The 1,970-nt window shown below is 57.6% G+C and carries 1 rRNA gene; it reads left to right on the top strand.

The window, feature by feature from the left end:
- A 23S ribosomal RNA gene (locus tag N5095_RS22135) occupies positions 1-1,970 on the top strand; the annotation flags it as partial.

Below are 1,970 nucleotides of genomic sequence, written 5' to 3'. Positions count from 1 at the left end.
AGGGGCAAGGTGAAGCGTGGCGAAAGCCACGTGGAGGCCTGTTAGAGTTGGTGTCCTACAATACCCTCTCGTGACCCGTGTGTAGGGGTGAAAGGCCCATCGAACTCGGCAACAGCTGGTTCCGACCGAAACATGTCGAAGCATGACCTCCACCGAGGTAGTTCGTGAGGTAGAGCGACTGATTGGGAGCCCCGACTCCGAGAGGAGTCGGCCTCCCTGTCAAACTCCAAACTTACGAACGCCGTCGACGTGGGGAATCCGGTATTCCGGGGTAAGCTTGGATACCGTGAGGGAGACAACCCAGAGCCGGGTTAAGGACCCCAAATGTGGATTAAGTGCGACCGAAGTTTGTCTCGAGCCCTAAACAGCCGGGAGGTGAGCTTAGAAGCAGCTACCCTCTAAGAAAAGCGTAACAGCTTACCGGCCGAGGTTCGAGGCGGCGAAAATGATCGGGGCTCAAATCCACTTCCGAGACCTGGCGGTAGACTTCACCGTCTAATCCAGTAGGTCGGCGCACTGCGCGGGTGGAAGCACGGGCGAGAGTTCGTGTGGACCGCGCAGTAACGAAAATCCTGGTCACAGTAGCAGCGAGAGTCGGGTGTGAACCCCGACGACCTGACGAGCAAGGGTTCCTCGGCACTGTCAATCAGCCGAGGGTTAGTCGATCCTAAGTCTCACCGTAACTCGAATGAGACAAAAGGGTAACTGGTTAATATTCCAGTACTACCACCACCAAAAGCCAACGCCGTAGGAAACATCGAGCTGGGCACTCGCCCAGTCGAATCGAGGAAGACCGTGGACGCCGTCACGGCACGAAGCGGTCGAAACTCGAGATAGCGCGAGTCGATGGTACCTAGGGCCCGTGAAAAGGCGAGTGTGGTACTCGTACCGAGATCCGACACAGGTGCTCTGGCAGCGCAAGCCAAGGTCTGTCGGGATATAACCGACGTTAGGGAATTCGGCAAGTTAGTCCCGTAAGTTCGCGAGAAGGGATGCCTGCCCCGGAACGGGGCAGGTCGCAGTGACTCGGGCGCTCCGACTGTCTAGTAACAACACAGGTGACCGCAAATCCGCAAGGACTCGTACGGTCACTGAATCCTGCCCAGTGCGGGTATCTGAACACCTCGTACAAGAGGACGAAGGACCCGTCAACGGCGGGGGTAACTATGACCCTCTTAAGGTAGCGTAGTACCTTGCCGCTTCAGTAGCGGCTTGCATGAATGGATCAACGAGAGCGCCACTGTCCCAACGTTGGACCCGGTGAACTGCACGTTCCAGTGCGGAGTCTGGAGACCCCCAAGGGGAAGCGAAGACCCTATAGAGCTTTACTGCAGGCTGTCGCTGAGACGTGGTCGCCACTGTGCAGCATAGATAGGAGCCGTTACACAGGTACCCGCGCTAGCGGGCCACCGAGGCGCTAGTGAAATACTATCCGGTGGTGACTGCGACTCTCACTCCTGGCGGAGGACACCGGTAGCCGGGCAGTTTGACTGGGGCGGTACGCGCTCGAAAAGATATCGAGCGCGCCCAAAGGTTATCTCAGTCGGGTCGGAAACCCGACGAAGAGCGCAAGAGCAAACGATAGCCTGACAGTGTCGTGCCTAACGAGCGACGCTGACGCGAAAGCGTGGTCTAGCGAACCAACCACCCTCCTCAATGGGGGGGGTTGCTGACAGAAAAGCTACCTTAGGGATAACAGAGTCGTCACGGGCAAGAGCACATATCGACCCCGTGGCTTGCTACCTCGATGTCGGTTCCCTCCATCCTGCCTGTGCAGCAGCAGGCAAGGGTGAGGTTGTTCGCCTATTAAAGGAGGTCGTGAGCTGGGTTTAGACCGTCGTGAGACAGGTCGGCTGCTATCTATTGGGGGTGTGAGGTACCTGACGAGAACGATCGTATAGTACGAGAGGAACTACGATTGGTCACCACTGGTGTACCGGTTGTCCGACAGGGCAGATGCCGGGCAGCCA

The sequence above is a fragment of the Halobium salinum genome (assembly GCF_026586625.1).
Lineage (GTDB): Archaea > Halobacteriota > Halobacteria > Halobacteriales > Haloferacaceae > Halobium > Halobium salinum.
The sequence above is the reverse complement of the archived record's forward strand: the minus strand, read 5'-3'. Positions and strand labels throughout refer to the sequence as shown.